The sequence below is a fragment of the Pseudomonas sp. 8_5_2 genome (assembly GCF_059295255.1).
The window spans coordinates 272,227-289,542 of the sequence record NZ_CM181238.1 but is presented as its reverse complement, the minus strand read 5'-3'; the positions used below and the strand labels follow the sequence as shown (position 1 = coordinate 289,542).

Sequence of the window (17,316 nt, the reverse complement as noted above, 5' to 3'; positions counted from 1 at the left end):
ATCGATATTTAAAGCCCGTGCATCGGGGAATTTTGACTTCAACTGCAAAATAAAGCCGATAACAATCGACAAAAAACCGCCTGCTCCAGCACCTCGACGGGTCTGCCATCCACCATAGCCACACCTTGTGCATCCTGTTCAATCGCCGTGGGGTAGACTGCAGCGAGGCCAATACTTGGGCAATCGGACAGCGAGCCGCCATGGACATCATTCCTACCGCAATCCCCGAAGTGCTGATCATCGAGCCAAAGGTTTTCGGTGACAGCCGTGGTTTTTTCTTCGAGGCGTTCAACGCCCGTGAGTTCGCACGGCAGACCGGCTTGAATGTCGCGTTCGTGCAGGACAATCATTCGCGGTCCATCAAAGGGGTACTGCGCGGGTTGCACTATCAGGTGGAAAACACCCAAGGCAAGCTGGTGCGCGTGGTGCAGGGCGAAATCCGTGATATCGCCGTGGATGTGCGCCAAAGCTCGCCAACCTTCGGCCAGTGGGTCGCCGTGCACCTGTCGGCCGACAACCACCGTCAACTGTGGATTCCACCGGGCTTCGCCCATGGCTTTGCGGTGATGAGCGAATCGGCCGAGTTCCTCTACAAGACCACTGACTACTACAACCCCAGCGCCGACCGCTGTATCCGCTGGGACGATCCGCAGCTGGACATCGACTGGGGCCTGCAGCAGCCACCGTTGCTGTCGGACAAGGACAAGGTCGGCCTGCCGCTGGCAGAGGCGGAAGTGCTGCCTTAACTAGCGCATAATTGCGTCAGACTTTTCTGGCGCATTGATCTGATGATTGCAAAACCCACGCCTCCACGCCGTCCCCGCTGGCGCAGCCTGGCCCTGCTGGCGCTGTGCCTGGCCCCGTTGCTGTGGCCATTGCACCATCTGGCCGAACGTTACTACCAGGACGAACTGGCCTCGCAGAACCGCCAGACTCTCGACCTGTACGTCGCCAACCTGCTCGGCACCCTGCACCGCTACGAAACCTTGCCGCAGATCCTCGGCGACCTGCCGGCGCTGCGGGGTGTACTTGACGACCCGTTTCGCCTGGAAGCCGTGACCAATGCCAACCGATTGCTGAAGGGCATCGTGCAGCAGACCGGTGCCGAAGTGATGTACCTGATGGATGTCAGCGGCAACACTCTGGCGGCCTCCAACTGGGACAAGCACGACAGCTTCGTCGGCCGCAATTTCGCCTTCCGCCCCTACTTCAACGAGGCCATGGCCGGCCGCCTGGGCCGTTTCTTCGGCCAGGGCACCACCTCGGCCAAGCGCGGCTATTTCTTTGCCGCCGCCGTGCATGACCGCGAGCGCATCGTCGGCGTACTGGTGGTCAAGGTCGACCTCGACCACACCGAGACCCTGTGGGGTCGCACCCCCGAACAGCTGTTGCTGACCGATCACAATGGCGTGGTCATTCTCACCTCGCGCCCGGACTGGCGCTTCCGTGCCACCCGTGCGCTGACCGAAGCCGAGCGCCAGGCCATCATCGCCATCCAGCCCTACCCGACCCAGGCACCACAACCGCTGATGCTCAACCCCGATGCCTGGCTAACCCAGACCCGCGACATCAAGGAAACCGGCTGGCAGGTGAGCATCCTTGCCCCGCGCATGCTGGTCGACCGCTCGGTGCAGACGGTGATGGCGATCGGCGCCGGCACCCTGCTGGTAGTGATGCTGTTGGCCGGACTGGTGATGCAGCGGCGCCGCCATTACATCGACCGCATCGACTTCGAGGCGCGTGGCCGCCAGCAGCTGGAAAAGCGCGTGGTCGAGCGCACCGCCGACCTTGAAGGCCTGAATACCCGGCTCAAGCGTGCCGTGCTGGAGCGCGAGAACGCCCAGCAGGAGGCGGTGCGTGCCCAGGACGAGCTGGTGCAGGCCGGCAAGCTTTCGGTGCTCGGTACCATGTCGGCCAGCATCAGCCATGAGCTCAACCAGCCGCTGGCCGCCATCCGCAGCTACGCGGAAAACGCCGAAGTGCTGCTGGACCACCAGCGCACCGAAGACGCCCGCGGCAACCTCAAGCTGATCGGCGAACTGACCGGGCGCATGGCCTCGATCATTGCCCACCTGCGCGCCTTCGCCCGCCGCGACCGACATGCGCCGGAAAGCGTGGCGTTGCAGCCGGCTCTGGACGATGCCCTGGCGCTGCTGGCCAAGCGTCGCCGGGCAATGGCCGTAGAGCTGATCCGCGACCTGCCGGAAGCCACCTTGTGGGTGCAGGCCGGTGAAACCCGCCTGCGCCAGGTGCTCGGCAACCTGCTGGCCAACGCCCTCGACGCCCTCACCGAAAAGGCCAACCCGCGCCGCCTGTGGCTAAGTGCCGAGCAGCGCGATGGCTGCGTCTACCTGTACATCCGCGACAACGGCCCCGGCTTCAGCCGCCAGGCCCTGGAGCAGGCCAAGGAGCCGTTCTTCACCACCAAGACCAGCACTCAAGGCTTGGGCCTGGGCTTGGCCATCTGCGAAAGCCTGATGCGCGCCCTGGGCGGTGAACTGCTGCTGGCCAACCACCCGGAAGGTGGCGCGCTGCTGACCTTGCAGCTGCGTGTGGCTGCGCCTGGCGCTACTTTGCCCAATTCGGAGGACTCCTCGGCATGACCACCGAGACACAGATCGACAACCAGGCCCAGGTCATTCTGGTCGACGATGACCCGCACCTGCGCCAGGCCCTGAGCCAGACCCTGGATCTGGCCGGCCTCAAGGTGGTCGCCCTGGCCGATGCCCAAGGCCTGGCCGACCGTATCGAGGCCGACTGGCCGGGGGTGGTGGTCAGCGATATCCGCATGCCGGGCATCGATGGCCTGCAACTGCTGGAGCAACTGCACGCCCGCGACAGCGAACTGCCGGTGCTGCTGATAACCGGCCACGGCGATGTGCCGTTGGCCGTGCAGGCGATGCGCGCCGGGGCCTACGACTTCCTGGAAAAACCCTTTGCCAGCGACGCCCTTCTCGACAGCGTGCGCCGCGCCCTGGCCCTGCGCCGGCTGGTGCTGGACAACCGCAGCCTGCGCCTGGCCCTGAGCGACCGCCAGCAACTGGCCACCCGCCTGGTCGGCCACTCACCCGCCATGCAGCGCCTTCGCGAGCAGATCGGCGCCTTGGCCGGGACCCGCGCCGATGTGCTGATCCTGGGCGAGACCGGCGCCGGGAAAGAAGTAGTGGCCCGCGCCCTGCACGACCTGTCCAGCCGCCGTGATGGGCCATTCGTGGCGATCAACGCTGGCGCGCTGGCCGAGTCGGTGGTCGAGAGCGAACTGTTCGGCCATGAACCCGGCGCGTTCACCGGTGCGCAAAAACGCCGCATCGGCAAGTTCGAGTTCGCCAACGGCGGCACGCTGTTCCTCGACGAAATCGAGAGCATGAGCCTGGACGTGCAAGTAAAACTGCTGCGCATGCTGCAGGAACGGGTGGTCGAGCGCCTGGGCGGCAACCAGTTGATCCCGCTGGATATCCGCATCATTGCCGCGACCAAGGAAGACCTGCGCCAGTCCGCCGACCAGGGGCGCTTCCGCGCCGACTTGTACTACCGCCTGAACGTGGCGCCGCTGCGTATTCCGGCGCTGCGCGAGCGCGGCGATGACATTCTGGTGCTGTTCCAGCATTTCGCCGACGCCGCCAGCCAACGCCACGGCCTGCCGCCGCATGCGTTGCAGCCGGCGCAGCGCGCGCTGCTGCTGCGCCATACCTGGCCGGGTAACGTGCGCGAGCTGCAAAACGCCGCCGAGCGCTTCGCCCTTGGTCTGGAACTGGCCCTGGACAGCCAGGCGCCACCGGCGACAACGCCTTCGGCAGCGGTACCGCGCGGTAACCTGAGCGAGCAGGTCGAGCAGTTCGAACGCTCGCTGATCGCTGCCGAACTGGCCCAGCCGCACAGCTCCATGCGCAGCCTCGCCGAGGCGCTGGGCATCCCGCGCAAGACCCTTCACGACAAGCTGCGCAAGCATGCGCTGAGCTTCGAGGGCGGCAGCGGCGGGCATGATGATCAAGAGGACCACCGTCAATGAGCAGCGATACCCGGTACCTGCAGTCCGTACTGCACAGCGACATCCCCCAAACCCGTGAAATGGGCCTGGAAGTGATCGATTGGCAGCAGCACACCCTGCGCCTGCAATTGCCATTGGCGGCCAACGTCAACCACAAGAGCACCATGTTCGGCGGCAGCCTGTACTGCGCGGCGGTGCTGGTGGGCTGGGGCTGGTTGCACCTGCGCCTGCGCGAGCTGGGGATCGATGACGGGCATATCGTCATCCACGAAGGGCAGATCAGTTATCCGCTGCCGGTGACCGGTGCGGCGGTTGCGCGGTGTGCAGCGCCGGATGAGAAGGCCTGGGAGCGGTTCCTGGCCATGTACCAGCGCCGCGGGCGGGCGCGGCTGATGCTGGAGACCACAGTGAGCAATGCCGGGAGTGACGAGCCGGCGGTCAGGTTCAGCGGGCAGTATGTGCTGCACCGCTGAGGCGAAGCGACCACTGGGGTGGATGGCACCGGCTTTGCCGGTGTTCGCGGCTGAAGCCGCTCCCACAGGGATCGCATCAGGGCTGACAGGTGCTTGTCGCGGCATTTGCCGCTTCCGCAGCCCCTCCTGCAACCGCTGCTAGATCAGCTTCAGAAAGGCCTGGCGCCAGCTTGCAGCGGCCGGCAACGCCAGGAAAAACGGGTTCAGCAACGTCTCACGCGGCGGATACCGGAAAGGCAGGCCATCAACCCCGATCACCTCGCCACCTGCCCCTTCCACCACGCCCTGCGCCGCCGCAGTATCCCACTGTGAAGTCGGCGCCAGCCGCGGATAGCAATCGGCGCTGCCCTCGGCCAACAGGCAGAATTTCAACGAACTGCCAATATTGGCCAGCTCCAGCTCACCCACCGCAGCCCCCAAACCCGCCAGCAGCGCTTCCTGCTCCGGGCTGGAATGCCGACGGCTGGCCACCACGGTAAAACGCTCGCCCGGCGGCGGCGCGTTGCGCACTTGGATAGGCTGCGCGACCTCACCCGCCTCCGCACGCCAGGCGCCCAGCTCACGCCCACCGAAATAGCAGCGCCCGTTGGTCGGCATCGACACCACGCCAAACACCACCTCGCCGTTTTCGACCAGGGCGATGTTGACGGTGAACTCCTCGCTGCCGGCGATGAACTCCTTGGTGCCGTCCAGCGGATCGACCAGCCACCAGCGGCTCCAGCCCTGGCGCTCGGCCAACGGAATGTTGCAGTCCTCTTCCGACAGGACCGGAATTTGCGGCGCCAGTGCCTGCAGCCCGTCCGCAATTACCCGGTGCGCCGCCAGGTCGGCAGCAGTCACCGGCGAATCGTCGGCCTTGGTGATCACAGCCACATCGGCACGCCAGAACGGCAGGATGGCCTCACCCGCCGACAGCGCCAGCTTGACCACTTCATGCATCAGTTGCTGGTCGTTCATGCGTCCATCAACCCCCGCTGGATCAGCAGGTCCCGGGCCAGGTACAGCGCCGCCAGCGCACGCCCCTCGGTGAACTGCGGGTGCATGGCCAGCGCCGACAGCTCACGCAGGTTCACTTTGTCGACCCGCATCGGCTCCGGCTCGTCGCCTTCCAGGCGCTCTTCATACAGGTCGGTGGCCAGCACCACCTGGATCTTCTGGCTCATGTAGCCCGGGGACAGCGACAGCTCGGTCAGGTGCTCCAGCTGGCGAGCACCAAAACCGGCCTCTTCCTTGAGCTCCCGATCAGCCGCCGCCAACACATCCTCGCCCGGCTCGATCAGGCCCTTGGGCAACGACAGCTCGTATTCGTCAGTGCCGCCACAATATTCTTCCACCAGTACGGCGTGCTCGGCATCGAGCATGGCCACGATCATCACCGCGCCATAGCCGTTGCCCCGGCCCACCAGGCGCTCATAGGTGCGCTCGGTGCCGTTGCTGAAGCGCAATTGCACGGCTTCGACGCGGAACAGGCGGCTGCTGGCGACGATTTCGCGGCTGAGTACGGTGGGTGTCTGGCGCATGGGGCGGCTCCTTGGCGTGAACGGGTTACTATACCGTGGCTTGCCGACTGAACGAGAGTTTCCCATGCCTGTTCTTCCCTGGTCTGACATCGATACCGTCCTGCTGGACATGGACGGTACCCTGCTCGACCTGCATTACGACAACCGCTTCTGGCTGCACCACCTGCCCCAGCGCTACGCCGAGCTGCATGGTGTGAGCCGGGCCATGGCAGAAATGGAGCTGCAGCCGCTGTTCGAGCGCAATGCCGGCACGCTGAACTGGTATTGCCTGGACTTCTGGAGCCGCGAACTGCGCCTGCCGATTCGCGAGCTGAAACAGGAAATTGCCCACCTGATCGCCCTGCGCCCGGATGCCGATACCTTTCTGGCAGCCATCCGCCAGGCGGGCAAGCGCGTGGTGATGATCACCAATGCCCACCGCGATTCGCTGTCGTTGAAGCTGGAGCGGGTGGAGCTGGCGCCGTACTTCGAGCGGCTGATCAGCTCGCACGACTACGGCTACCCCAAGGAAAGCCCGCAGTTCTGGGATGCGCTGCAGGCGGATATCGGCTTCGAGCCGGCGCGCAGCCTGTTCATAGATGACACCCTGGCAATTCTGCGCAGTGCCCGGCGGTTTGGCGTGGGGCATCTGCTGGCGGTGCGCCAGCCGGACAGCCAGGCAGGGCTGCGGGACACCGAGGAGTTTGCGGCGGTCGAGGACTACCGGGAGTTGTTGGCAGGCCTGTGAGGCCCTCTTCGCGGGTGAACCCGCTCCCACAGGTATAGCGCCCCATTTACGGTTGGCGCTGTACCTGTGGGAGCGGGTTTACCCGCGAATGGGCCGGCACGGGCAGTAGGGATTACTCAGGAATGCGCAGCACCTGCCCCGGGTAGATCTTGTCCGGATGCGACAGCATCGGTTTGTTCGCCTCGAAGATCTTGTTGTACTCATTGGCGTTGCCATAGACGACCACGGAGATGGCCGACAGCGTGTCACCCTTCTTCACCGTGACGAACCTTGCCGCTTTCACCACCGGCCCGGTCACAGTGATCTGGTCATCGACACTGGCCACCCCATTGATGTTGCCCGCTGCCAGGATGATCTTCTCTTTCTCCTCCTGGCTGGCCACTTCACCCTTGAGGATGATCTTGTCTCCGTCTACGGTGGCCGTGATGTTGGGGTTGCCCAAGCCGACACTTTCCACGTGTTTCTTCAGCTGTTCCTCGGCGTTGGCGTTGCCGGGGGTCAGCAGGTCGATCAACTTCTCGCCGGCTTCCTTCACGAAACTGAACAGACTCATAGCGCTCTCCTTGTTGTCGAGACCTCGGACTCAGCAGTCTAGGCCAGCTTTTCCCCTGGCGCCCCTCTGCATCCCATCGACGCGGTCTATCAAGGCATAGAGCCTGGCGACTAGACGCCGCCGGCCCGCGAGCCTAGGCTGGTGCTATCAGAAAGCAGCCGACAGCCCAGATGAACAGCAAGCCTCCGGTGTGCACGGCCTCCTTGCCTTTGGCCATGCCTGCCGCCAGCAATACCTACGATTATGTCCAGCTCAGCGACGGCGAACGCGACCGTACCCCGCTGGCTGAAGAAGTGGCCCTGGCCATCGCCTACAACGGGCTAAACCAAGCGGTGATGCTGGTCAGCCCCACCGACCTGGAAGACTTTGCCGTCGGTTTCAGCGTCGGCAGCGGCATTGTCGAAGGCACCGCAGAAATCTACGACCTGAAACTCTCCGGCAACGGCTCGGCGATGTATGCCGAACTGGAAATATCCAGCCGGGCATTCTGGAACCTGAAAAACCAGCGCCGTCAGCTGGCCGGCACCAGTGGCTGCGGGCTGTGCGGGGTCGAAGCCCTGGAGCAGGCCCTGCCGGAACTGGCCGAGCTGCCCGGCGCCCCCTTGCCGCCAGCGCAATGGCTGGCCGGCTTGCGTGAGCGCATCGATGCCTTCCAGCCGCTGGGCCAACATTGCGGCGCCGTGCATGCGGCGCTGTTCATGGACCGCGAGGGCCAGCTGCTGATCGGCCGCGAGGACATCGGCCGGCACAACGCCCTCGACAAGCTGATCGGCGCCCTGTTGCGCCAGGGCATCGATAGCCAGGGCGGCCTGGCCATCGTCACCAGCCGCTGCAGCCTGGAGCTGATCCAGAAAGTACTGCGCGCCGGTATCCAGACCTTGGTCAGCCTGTCGGCGCCCACCGGGCTTGCCCTGCAATGGGCGCGCAAGCACAACCTCAACCTTATCCACTTGCCCAAGCACAGCGCACCGCGGGTCTATAGCCCAGCGGCGCTATCGTGATTGCCTGCACCAAAAACGAGAAAAGCCCTGTTCCATTGCGGTTCAGGGCTTCGTCATAAAGGTCTCAGACAGCCGAAAATCGATTAAGTTTCACAGCAAATACAGTAACTTAGAGAATTGTGTACAACTCGTGTTACTCGTCGGATTTCAATTGCCAGCCGGGCCCCATGGCGTCAAATTCGCCTCGTCATCCCTATGAGGCTCTCTTGATGAAGAAGTACTCCTCGATTTTGTTGTTGTCTTTCAGCTTGCTCAGCGGCGTTGCCATGGCAGGCGGCAATACCGAGGCCGGCATTGGCGGCGCATTGGGTGGGGTACTCGGCTCCGTGGTGGGCAACTCCATCGGCGGCAGCACCGGCGGCGCCATTGGTGCCGGCCTGGGCGGCGCGGCCGGCGGTGCCCTGGGTGCCGACAAACGCCAGCGCGGTGAGGCTGCAATCGGCGGCGCACTGGGCGCTGCAGGCGGCAACGTGGTCGGTCGCTCGGTGGGCGGCACCACTGGTAGCTACATTGGTGCAGCCGCAGGCGGCGGTGCCGGTGGCGCGCTCGGCAACTACATGGGCAACAAGGCCGATGAAGACGAGCGCCATGACGACCGCCGCTACCGTCGTGGTTACGACGACCGTCGTCACTACGACCGTGGCCACCACTATGGCCACCGCAAGCACAAGCGCCACTGGCGCGACTGATACCTCGGGTTGATACCCAGGTAGCCAAAAGCCCCGCCCTTCATGGCGGGGCTTTTTCATGCCTGCGGGGCGAGTTGCAGCCCGGCAAGAATGCCCTGAAGCACCTCTGGCAGCTGTACCGGCCGGCCACTTGCGCGCTCGATGAACACCTGCACCACCGTGCCCGCAGCACAGGCATCCGCTTCGCCTGGACGATACAGCGCCAGACGGTACTCCACCGTACTGCCGGCCAGGCGCGTTATGCCCAGGCCCACTTCCAGCACGTCGGGGAAACCCGGCAGGGCGAAGTAATCCGCCGCAGAGCTGACCACAAAAGCCGCCAACTCGCCATCACGCAGGTCCAGCTCCGCCTGCTCGACGAGAAACGCCTGGATGGCGGTTTCGAAAAAACAATGCACGGTGGCACTGGCGATATGGCCGTTGGCGTCGTTGTCCTGCGGGCGAGTGAGGATGGGGTGAAAGTGGGAGAAGGCAGTGCGCTGAGGGGATTCGATCATCTGGCTGGCTCGTGTCATCGCAATGAATGCTGACAGTGAAACAGAAATTCCAGACGTTGGCTGCCTGCACGGGCCCTTTCGCGGCGATCCGATTTACCCGCGAAAGGGCCCGTGCAGGCAACAGAATGGAAAAAGCCGCCCCTTGGGGCGGCTCTCTCGTTGCGGCTGGGTGCAGCTTACAGCTGCGGGCCAGCGGCCTTGATGGCGTCGGAAACTTCGAACTTCTTGAAGTTTTCGATGAACAGCTTGGCGAGGCCTTGGGCGGCTGCGTCGTACGCTGCTTTGTCAGCCCAGTTGGTGCGCGGGTTGAGCAGCTCGGTATCAACGCCCGGAACAGCCTTCGGCACGTCCAGGTTGATGATATCCAGGTGCTCGGTTTCGGCACCCACCAGCGCACCGCTCTGGATCGCAGCGATCACGGCACGGGTGGTCGGGATGCTGAAGCGCTTGCCAACGCCGTAGCCACCGCCGGTCCAGCCGGTGTTGACCAGGTAGACCTTGGAGTTGAAGCCATTGATACGCTTGATCAGCAGCTCGGCGTATTCGCCAGCCGGGCGCGGGAAGAACGGTGCGCCGAAGCAGGTGGAGAAGGTGGACTTGATGCCGCCGCCCGAACCCATTTCGGTGGAACCGACCAGCGCGGTATAGCCGGACAGGAAGTGGTAAGCCGCCTGCTCGTTGTTCAGGATCGAAACCGGAGGCAGAACACCAGTCAGGTCGCAGGTCAGGAAGATGACTGCGTTCGGCTCGCCGCCCAGGTTCGCTTCGGAACGCTTGGCAACGTGCTCCAGCGGGTAGGCCGCACGGCTGTTCTGGGTCAGGCTGACATCGGTATAGTCGGCGTGCTGATTGGCGTCGAGCACCACGTTTTCCAGTACGGCGCCATGCTTGATGGCTTTCCAGATCACCGGCTCGTTCTTCTCGGACAGGTCGATGCACTTGGCATAGCAGCCGCCTTCCATATTGAAGACAACGCCTTCGCCCCAACCGTGCTCGTCGTCACCGATCAGGTAACGGCTTTCGTCGGCCGACAGGGTGGTCTTGCCAGTGCCGGACAGGCCGAAGAACAGGGTCACATCGCCTTCTTCGCCGATGTTGGCAGCGCAGTGCATCGGCAGCACGTCGGCAGCCGGCAGCAGGAAGTTCTGCACCGAGAACATGGCTTTCTTCATTTCGCCGGCGTAACGCATGCCTGCGATCAACACCTTCTTCGCGGCGAAGTTGATGATGACGCAACCGTCGGAGTTGGTGCCGTCACGCTCAGGCTCGCAAACGAAGTTGGCGACGTTGAGGACCTGCCACTGGTCGCGGCCAGCCGGGTTGAACTGCTCCGGGTTGATGAACAGGCAACGGCCGAACAGGTTCTGCCAGGCAGTCTGGGTGGTCATCTTCACCGGCAGGTAGTGCTCGGCTGCAGCCCCTACGTGAACGTAGGAAACGAAGTGATCCTGGGCGTTGTTGAACGCCTCGACGCGGTCCCACAGGGCATCGAACTTGTCGGCCGGGAACTTGCGGTTGATCGGGCCCCAGGAGATGGCGTCCTGGGTGGAAGGTTCTTCGACGATGAAACGGTCAGCCGGCGAACGGCCAGTACGGTGACCAGTCTCCACGACCAGTGCGCCAGTATCGGCTAGTACGCCTTCACCGCGTTGCAGCGCTTCTTTTACCAGCTCATCGACGCTCAGGTCGGTGTACACGGTGTTGTTGGCTTGCGTCATGAGATACCCCATCCGGCCCGAGGCCGAGTGCTCCAAACGTTTTGTAGTTGTCTTGAAAAAACTACTACAGCGAAAAAAGTGGCCGGATTATGCCAGAAAAGCCCAAAAAAAGTAGGCCCCTCCTGTCAGAACTGCGCTTTTGCGCAATTCGACGGGAGATTGTCCTGAGCTTAAACGTTTCAGTGACGAGTTTCTGAGGCCACGTCGGTGCCACCACCCGCAAACAGTTGCGCCACGTCGCTTTCATCGAAGAAATAGCGCTGATTACAGAACTGGCAATCAATCTCCACCTGCCCGTTGCACTCTTTGACGAGCGCCTTGGCGTCATGTTCGCCCAGACTGACCAGCGCATTACCGGAGCGCTCGCGCGAGCAGCTGCAGTTGAAGCGCAGCGGCTGGATGTCGAACAGGCGCACGGCGTCTTCGTGGTACAGGCGGTGCAGCAGGGTTTCGTTACCCTCGGCCCATTCCTCTGGCTTGAGGGTCTTGGCCAGGGCGATCACGTGCTGCCAGCTGTCTTCGCGCTCTTCGTCGTCAGGCTGGCGATCACGCGGCAACTGCTGCAGCAGCAGGCCACGGGCCTTGCCGTTTTCAGCGTTGAGCCAAAAGCGGGTATTCAGCTGTTGCGACTGGACGAAGTAGTTGGTGAAGCACTCCGACAGGTTGGTGCCATCGAGATCGACGGTGCCCTGGTAGCGCTGGCCTTTGACAGGGTCGATGGTCAGGGTCAGGTGCCCGTCAGGCATCAGTTGCGACAGGGTCGCATCAGCCGAGATCTGCTCCGCTTCGTAACGGGCCATGCCGCGAATGTCGCGGTCACCGGAACATTCGACCATCAGCAGCGGGATCGGCCCGGCGGAACGCGCCTGCAGGATCAGCAGGCCGTCGAACTTCAGCGCCCCCACCAGCAGGGCGGTGGCGGCCATCAATTCGCCGAGCAATGCCTGCACTGGCTGGGGGTACTCGTGACGCGCCAGCACCGCGGCGTAGCTGTCATCGAGAGACACCCACTCGCCGCGCACATCGCGCTCGTCGAAGATGAAACGTTGGGTGAAATCGGTATCCGGCAAATCGCTCATAGGTTTTGGCTATCTGAAAATGATGACAAAATGGTTACAAGGGTTATCGACAACCTGCGAAAACCCGTGACAGAGCGCTTACAAGGCGCTCCGATTTCTGTTTGCAATAGAGGTATTTTATGGACAATCGGCCACTGTTCCAAGCAAGGTGGTCCTTGGGACCTTTGGCAGCGTGTACGCTGCTGCCCATCGCTCTACTGTGTTTCTGGTTATGGCCCATTGGCCATACCCTGTGCCTGACTTTCGACGAGTGGCTGTTCCACAGCCTGAATGCGCCGCTGGCCGACAGCACTGCCTGGCGCTACATCTGGACCGTAGGTAGCCTGCGCCCGTTCGACATCGTCGTCGGCCTGATCCTGCTGGCCGCGCTTATCCGGGGCAACTGGGTGTTCAAGGCAGCCCAGGTTCGCCAGGCCTTTTTCGGTTTTCTGGTCACGCTACTCCTCTTAGTGGTGATTCGCGCGCTGTTTTCCAAGTGGGTGGATGCAGCCGGGTGGCAACACAAGAGCCCGTCGATGATCCTCGACGGCGTGGTGCACCTCAGCGATTACTACCCCAACCTGGAAGCGGCCTGGGAGCTCAAGGACCGTTCAAGCAAGAGTTTTCCGGGTGATCATGCCTCGGTGCTGCTGATCTGGGCGCTGTTCATGAGCGTGTTCAGCCGCCGCCTGCTGCAGTACCTGGTGATCTGGGGGCTGGCGCTGCTGTTCATGCTGCCGCGCCTGGTGGCCGGGGCGCACTGGGGGCAAGATGACTACATCGGCGGATTGCTGATGGCGGTACTGGCGCTGGGCTGGAGCTATTACACGCCGCTGGCGGCCAAGGGTAGTGCCGCGTTGATTCGCTGGACCGCACCGCTATTCAACGTTGCGGCCAGGCTACCGTTGGTCGGTCGATTGGCGGTGATCCGCTAAATTTCCGGGGCCGCTTCGCGCCCCCCTGTAGGAGCGGCCTTGTGTCGCGATGGGGCGCGAAGCGGCCCCGGCTATTCAAAGCTCCCGTGCAGTTGGTGAATCTGCCGCCGCTGCTTTTTGTTTGGCCGGCCATCGGTGGTCACCCCCATCGCCCCCGCCTTGCGCAATTGCGCCGCCTGCTCACGGCGCCGCACACTTTCTTCGGTCTCTTCATACAGCGCCTGCGCCTCCGGCGCCCCGCGCCGCACCACCGATAACGCCTTCACCACAACGGTGCGCTCATCAAACCCGGTGCGCAGCACAAACGCGTCACCCACACGTGGCTCCTTGCCTGGCTTGCAACGCTCGCCCCGGCAATGCACCTTGCCGCTTTCGATAGCAGCCTTGGCCAGCGCCCGGGTCTTGTAGAACCGCGCCGCCCACAGCCACTTGTCCAGGCGGACCTTGTCGTCGTCTTCGGCTTTTTGTGCCATCCCGTTTCCTCGGATTCTGTCTTTCATCGAACTGTACTACCTTCACATACGGATGCAAAAAGTCCCCGCGATGCTTACAGTTCACCACCTCATTGGCAGGGTGCGTTTCGTGAAGACATTTGACCATTTGACTGTAATCGGCCTGCGCGAGTGGGTCGCCCTGCCCGACCTTGGCGTGGCCGGGCTGCGCGCCAAGATCGACACCGGCGCCAGCACCTCCACCCTGCACGCCACCGAGGTGCAACCGTTCGAGCGTGATGGCCAGCCATGGGTACGCTTCACCGCCCACCTGGGCTCACTGGTGCAGCTGCGCCACCGCCGTTGCGAGGCACCGCTGGTCACCATGAAAACCATCAAGAGCTCCAACGGCCAGGCCCAGGCCCGTTATGTCATCCGCACGTCACTGGCCCTGGGTGATCGTGTGTGGGAAGTGGAATTCACCCTGACCTGCCGCAAGAACATGCGCTACCGCCTGTTGCTTGGGGCCAAAGCCCTGATCCACGGCCAGTTGGTGGTCAACCCAGGCCTGAAGTACGTACAAGACAAACCGGCCTTCGCGGCCACCCTCTCTCCTGTCACAGGTGCTGCATGAAGATCGCTGTGCTGTCGCGCAATCCGCGTCTGTATTCCACCCGCCGCCTGGTCGAAGCCGGTACCCAGCGTGGCCACGAAATGGTGGTGATCGATACCCTGCGGGCCTACATGAACATCGCCAGCCACAAGCCGCAGATCCACTACCGCGGCAAGCCGCTGGAGGGCTTTGACGCGGTGATTCCGCGTATTGGTGCCTCGGTAACCTTTTATGGCTGCGCGGTGCTGCGCCAGTTTGAAATGATGGGCGTGTACCCGCTCAACGAGTCGGTGGCAATTGCCCGCTCGCGCGACAAGCTGCGCTCGCTGCAACTGCTGTCGCGGCGCGGCATCGGCCTGCCGATCACCGGCTTCGCCCACTCGCCGGACGACATTCCCGACCTGATCCAGATGGTCAACGGCGCGCCGCTGGTGATCAAGGTGCTGGAAGGCACTCAGGGCATCGGCGTGGTGCTGTGCGAGACAACCCAGGCGGCCGAGTCGGTGATCGAAGCCTTCATGGGCCTGAAGCAGAACATCATGGTGCAGGAGTACATCAAGGAGGCCGGCGGTGCCGACATTCGCTGCTTCGTGGTGGGTGACAAGGTGATCGCCTCGATGAAACGTCAGGCCAAACCGGGCGAATTCCGTTCCAACCTGCACCGCGGCGGCGTCGCCAGCCTGATCAAGATCACGCCAGAAGAACGCATTACCGCCATTCGCGCGGCAAAGGTGATGGGCTTGAGCGTGGCGGGTGTGGATATCCTCAGGTCCAACCATGGGCCGCTGGTGATGGAAGTGAACTCGTCACCGGGGCTGGAAGGCATCGAGATGACCACCGGCAAGAACGTGGCGGGGATGATCATCGAGCACCTGGAGAAGAATGGCGGGCCGAATCAGACCCGGACCAAGGGTAAAGGCTGACTCAAGCTTGTACCGGCCTCTTCGCGGCTAAAGCCGCTCCCACAGGAATAGCGCAGTACCTGTGGGAGCGGCTTTAGCCGCGAAGAGGCCGGTAAGTCTCACACTGCATTTCGCGGCAACAGCAATCCCAGCGGCAGCCGCACCCGAGCCTCGATCCCGCCACCCGAGCGATTGCGCAACTCGACATTGCCGCCGTGCTGCGCCGCAATCCGCTTGACGATCGCCAGCCCCAGCCCGGTGCCCTTGCCGCCCCGGGCGCGGTCTCCACGAATGAACGGGTTGAAGATGGTCTCCAGTTCCGATTCGTCGATCCCGGTGCCGCGGTCGAGTACGCTCAGCACCACATACGGCGCACTCTCGTCGCCCGATACATAGGCAGCCACCTCAACCCCCTTGCCAGCATGGTGCAGGGCGTTGCCGATCAGGTTGCCCAGCATGCGCTTGAGCGAAACCCGACGCACCGGGAACGGGGGAATCGGCTCCAGGCACAGGCGCACACGTTCTTCAGGCTGGTTGTAGGGTGCTACCACCTCACGCACCAGCTCAGCCAGGTCAACGTCCTCCACCGGCTCGTCTCGGCCATCGCGGATAAACGCCAGGAACTGATCGAGAATCGCGTCCATGTCCTCGATATCGCGGACCATGTCGTCACTCAGTTCGCTGTCGCTGTTCAGCAGGGACAACGACAGGCGCAGGCGTGTCAGCGGTGTGCGCAAGTCGTGGGAAACCCCGGCCAGCATCAGCTCGCGCTCGCGCCCGGCCTGCTCGACATCCTCGGCCATCTGGTTGAAGGCCTTGTACACCTCGGTCATTTCGCTGGGCGTATCGCTGATCGGCAGGCGCACGCTGCGGCCCTGGCCCAGCTGGCGGGCAGCGAACACCAGGCGCTTGAGCGGCTGGTTCAACTGACGCACGAAAATCCAGGCCGAGGCGGTGGACAACAGGCCGATGGCCAGGAACCAGCCCAGCACGTTCCAGATCTTCTGCCCACGTAGCGGGTGCGGGTACAGCGGGACCTTCAACCAACCGGGGCCCAGGCTAGGCGCGTTGACCCACAACGCTGGTGGCGCATGAATGCGCAGCCGGACCTCGGTGTCATCACCCAGCTCGGCCTGCATCTGCCGCTGGTAGATTTCGCTGTAGGGCCAGTGCTGCTCGCCTTCCGGCACACCAGAGCCGGTAACCCGAATCAGCCCGGCAGCCTCGGCGATCTTGTCGCGGTTTTCTTCATCCGCCGCCCAATAGGCGCGCAGGGTCAGCGCCACACCGTGGCTGTACTGACGGTCGACCAGCACGTCCTCGTTCATCAGCAGGTAGACCAGGGTCAATGCCTTCGAGAACAGCACGACGATCAGCACCAGCCACAGCGTGCGGGCGAAGAAGCTTTGCGGAAACCAGAGCGGTGTTTTCATCGACGACCAGGCATCATTTGCCGGCGTTTCCGTCAGGCACGAACACATAGCCCACGCCCCAGACGGTCTGGATGTAGCGCGGCTTGGAAGGGTCGGGTTCGATCATGCGGCGCAGGCGCGAGATCTGCACGTCGATGGAGCGCTCCAGCGCATCCCATTCACGGCCACGGGCCAGGTTCATCAGCTTGTCGCGGGTCAGCGGCTCGCGGGCGTGCATCACCAGGGCCTTGAGCACGGCGAATTCACCGGTGGTAAGCATGTGCACTTCGTCGCCGCGCTTGAGTTCGCGGGTCGCCAGCGACAGCTCGTAGTCGCCAAAGGTGACCGATTCGTCCTCGCTGCCCGGTGCACCCGGTACGCTGGGTGACTGGCGGCGCAGCACGGCCTTGACCCGGGCCATGAGCTCGTCCGGGTTGAACGGTTTGCCCAGGTAGTCGTCGGCGCCCAGTTCCAGGCCTTTGATACGGCTGAGCTCGTCGCCCTTGGCGGTGAGCATGATGATCGGGATCTGGTTGTTCTGCTGGCGCAGGCGCTTGCACGCGGACAGGCCATCCTCGCCCGGCAGCATCAGGTCGAGCACCACCAGGTTGAACACCTCGCGCTGCAGCAGGCGGTCCATCTGTTCAGTGTTCGGCACCGCACGGGCACGGTAGCCCTTGCTGGTGAAGAAACGTTCCAGCAGGCTGCTCAGCCCTGGATCGTCATCGACGATGAGAATCTTGTCACCTTCAGCGGTGTTTGGCGTGCCGGTCATGAATAACTCCTCTGGTTTCGCCGC

At 63.3% G+C, this 17,316-nt stretch carries 19 protein-coding genes; 10 read left to right on the top strand and 9 right to left on the bottom strand.

All coding sequences use genetic code 11. The annotated features are described in order from the left end of the window. Positions 1-200 precede the first annotated feature (200 nt). From rfbC to AC5O5R_RS01205, 4 genes are read left to right on the top strand one after another with little or no spacing between them, the layout of a single operon-like run. Complete coding sequence (gene rfbC / locus AC5O5R_RS01220; RefSeq protein WP_494514913.1) at positions 201-746, top strand: dTDP-4-dehydrorhamnose 3,5-epimerase; 546 nt, start codon at positions 201-203, stop codon at positions 744-746. 42 nt (positions 747-788) lie between these two features. Beyond that, complete coding sequence (locus tag AC5O5R_RS01215) at positions 789-2,603, top strand: sensor histidine kinase (protein WP_172226524.1); 1,815 nt, start codon at positions 789-791, stop codon at positions 2,601-2,603. Beyond that, positions 2,600-4,009 (top strand): sigma-54-dependent transcriptional regulator, encoded by a 1,410-nt coding sequence (locus AC5O5R_RS01210; protein WP_172285734.1) that lies wholly within the window; start codon positions 2,600-2,602, stop codon positions 4,007-4,009. Before AC5O5R_RS01215 ends, AC5O5R_RS01210 begins: the two co-directional genes overlap by 4 nt. Further along, positions 4,006-4,461: a thioesterase domain-containing protein gene (locus AC5O5R_RS01205; protein WP_494514912.1), complete on the top strand. Its 456-nt coding sequence runs from the start codon at positions 4,006-4,008 to the stop codon at positions 4,459-4,461. Before AC5O5R_RS01210 ends, AC5O5R_RS01205 begins: the two co-directional genes overlap by 4 nt. Before the next feature lie 138 nt (positions 4,462-4,599). Here AC5O5R_RS01205 and cysQ read toward each other — a convergent pair whose 3' ends face one another. Together cysQ and nudE are read right to left on the bottom strand one after the other, a co-directional pair. Then, entirely contained in the window at positions 4,600-5,418 is an 819-nt protein-coding gene (gene cysQ, locus AC5O5R_RS01200) for a 3'(2'),5'-bisphosphate nucleotidase CysQ (protein ID WP_172226515.1), read from the bottom strand. Then, the gene (nudE, locus tag AC5O5R_RS01195) at positions 5,415-5,981 is read right to left on the bottom strand and encodes an ADP compounds hydrolase NudE (protein WP_494514911.1); all 567 of its coding nucleotides are present in this window, start codon (positions 5,979-5,981) and stop codon (positions 5,415-5,417) included. The genes cysQ and nudE overlap by 4 nt, the downstream gene beginning before the upstream one ends. Before the next feature lie 64 nt (positions 5,982-6,045). Here nudE and yrfG point away from each other — a divergent pair, with 64 nt between their 5' ends. Next, entirely contained in the window at positions 6,046-6,708 is a 663-nt protein-coding gene (gene yrfG / locus AC5O5R_RS01190) for a GMP/IMP nucleotidase (protein WP_172285735.1), read from the top strand. Positions 6,709-6,820: 112 nt separating this feature from the next. Here the strand turns inward: yrfG and lysM are convergent, their stop codons facing one another. Then, complete coding sequence (gene lysM, locus AC5O5R_RS01185; RefSeq protein ID WP_172226507.1) at positions 6,821-7,261, bottom strand: peptidoglycan-binding protein LysM; 441 nt, start codon at positions 7,259-7,261, stop codon at positions 6,821-6,823. 170 nt (positions 7,262-7,431) lie between these two features. Here lysM and fdhD point away from each other — a divergent pair, with 170 nt between their 5' ends. Continuing rightward, a complete protein-coding gene (gene fdhD / locus AC5O5R_RS01180; protein WP_172226504.1) occupies positions 7,432-8,262 on the top strand; it encodes a formate dehydrogenase accessory sulfurtransferase FdhD in 831 nt (276 codons plus the stop codon). Positions 8,263-8,471: 209 nt separating this feature from the next. Continuing rightward, the gene (locus AC5O5R_RS01175; protein WP_172226501.1) at positions 8,472-8,951 is read left to right on the top strand and encodes a glycine zipper domain-containing protein; all 480 of its coding nucleotides are present in this window, start codon (positions 8,472-8,474) and stop codon (positions 8,949-8,951) included. Between the two features lie 56 nt (positions 8,952-9,007). Here the strand turns inward: AC5O5R_RS01175 and AC5O5R_RS01170 are convergent, their stop codons facing one another. The 3 genes from AC5O5R_RS01170 to hslO form a co-directional block, all read right to left on the bottom strand. Further along, positions 9,008-9,448 carry an acyl-CoA thioesterase gene (locus AC5O5R_RS01170; RefSeq protein WP_172285736.1) on the bottom strand — a complete coding sequence of 147 codons (441 nt, stop codon included), beginning with the start codon at positions 9,446-9,448 and terminating at the stop codon, positions 9,008-9,010. 176 nt (positions 9,449-9,624) lie between these two features. Then, positions 9,625-11,166 carry a phosphoenolpyruvate carboxykinase gene (locus tag AC5O5R_RS01165; protein ID WP_172226495.1) on the bottom strand — a complete coding sequence of 514 codons (1,542 nt, stop codon included), beginning with the start codon at positions 11,164-11,166 and terminating at the stop codon, positions 9,625-9,627. Between the two features lie 179 nt (positions 11,167-11,345). Then, a complete protein-coding gene (hslO, locus tag AC5O5R_RS01160) occupies positions 11,346-12,245 on the bottom strand; it encodes an Hsp33 family molecular chaperone HslO (RefSeq protein ID WP_172285737.1) in 900 nt (299 codons plus the stop codon). A gap of 119 nt (positions 12,246-12,364) precedes the next feature. Between hslO and AC5O5R_RS01155 the strand changes: the two genes are divergently transcribed. Next, the gene (locus AC5O5R_RS01155) at positions 12,365-13,159 is read left to right on the top strand and encodes a phosphatase PAP2 family protein (RefSeq protein ID WP_172285738.1); all 795 of its coding nucleotides are present in this window, start codon (positions 12,365-12,367) and stop codon (positions 13,157-13,159) included. A gap of 71 nt (positions 13,160-13,230) precedes the next feature. On the opposite strand, the gene AC5O5R_RS01150 is transcribed toward AC5O5R_RS01155, so the two are convergent. Further along, entirely contained in the window at positions 13,231-13,632 is a 402-nt protein-coding gene (locus tag AC5O5R_RS01150) for an RNA-binding S4 domain-containing protein (protein ID WP_172230544.1), read from the bottom strand. A 109-nt stretch (positions 13,633-13,741) separates the two neighbouring features. On the opposite strand from AC5O5R_RS01150, the gene rimB reads away from it, so the two are divergent. Further along, positions 13,742-14,224 carry a retropepsin-like aspartic endopeptidase RimB gene (gene rimB / locus AC5O5R_RS01145; RefSeq protein WP_172230541.1) on the top strand — a complete coding sequence of 161 codons (483 nt, stop codon included), beginning with the start codon at positions 13,742-13,744 and terminating at the stop codon, positions 14,222-14,224. Further along, the gene (gene rimK / locus AC5O5R_RS01140; protein WP_086976046.1) at positions 14,221-15,126 is read left to right on the top strand and encodes a 30S ribosomal protein S6--L-glutamate ligase; all 906 of its coding nucleotides are present in this window, start codon (positions 14,221-14,223) and stop codon (positions 15,124-15,126) included. Before rimB ends, rimK begins: the two co-directional genes overlap by 4 nt. A gap of 98 nt (positions 15,127-15,224) precedes the next feature. Here rimK and AC5O5R_RS01135 read toward each other — a convergent pair whose 3' ends face one another. Together AC5O5R_RS01135 and ompR are read right to left on the bottom strand one after the other, a co-directional pair. Then, the gene (locus tag AC5O5R_RS01135) at positions 15,225-16,538 is read right to left on the bottom strand and encodes an ATP-binding protein (protein WP_172230538.1); all 1,314 of its coding nucleotides are present in this window, start codon (positions 16,536-16,538) and stop codon (positions 15,225-15,227) included. A 13-nt stretch (positions 16,539-16,551) separates the two neighbouring features. Continuing rightward, the gene (gene ompR / locus AC5O5R_RS01130; RefSeq protein ID WP_079230429.1) at positions 16,552-17,292 is read right to left on the bottom strand and encodes an osmolarity response regulator transcription factor OmpR; all 741 of its coding nucleotides are present in this window, start codon (positions 17,290-17,292) and stop codon (positions 16,552-16,554) included. Positions 17,293-17,316: the final 24 nt, after the last annotated feature.